The sequence below is a fragment of the Mesorhizobium sp. M2E.F.Ca.ET.209.01.1.1 genome (assembly GCF_004010375.2).
Taxonomy (GTDB): Bacteria; Pseudomonadota; Alphaproteobacteria; order Rhizobiales; family Rhizobiaceae; genus Mesorhizobium.
Map to the genome: position 1 here is coordinate 1 of NZ_SADP02000169.1, position 463 is coordinate 463.

Genomic DNA, 463 nt, shown 5'->3' on the forward strand with positions numbered 1-463 from the left:
CACGAGCAACAGGATGTCGATGTCGTGCTCGGGGTAGAAATCCTTGGCCGTCGTCTCGAAGGTGGTCGGGCCGACCTTGCGGACATTGTCGCCACAGAACGACACCAGATTGTCGGCGCTGCCCTTGTCGATGGTCAGCTTGAAGTTGCCTATGGTCCCGGTCGCCCAGTTGCCGCCAGTGGTCAGGATATAGGCGATGCGGTTCTCGTAATATTTCGGATAGCCGTCCGGATTGGCCTTTGCCGCCTTGCGCACCGCGTTGTCGAATGTCTGATCCATGCAGTAGCGGGTCTTGTAGGTATCGTATTGCGGGCTCTGGAACTGACCTTCTGAGAAGAAGCTGACCGAGGAGGTGCCGCCGACGCTCGGCTTGTAACGATGCGAGACGTGGACGTCCTTGTTGGCCGGGAAGGTCGAGCGCCACCAATATGTCGAGCGCAATTGCCAGAACGGCGTGTAGGCG

At 59.0% G+C, this 463-nt stretch carries 1 protein-coding gene; it reads right to left on the minus strand.

The genetic code is table 11. From position 1 onward, the window contains the following. A partial coding sequence (locus tag EN852_RS35135; RefSeq protein ID WP_135879622.1) for a DUF4424 family protein occupies positions 1 to 463 on the minus strand: 463 nt, incomplete at both ends.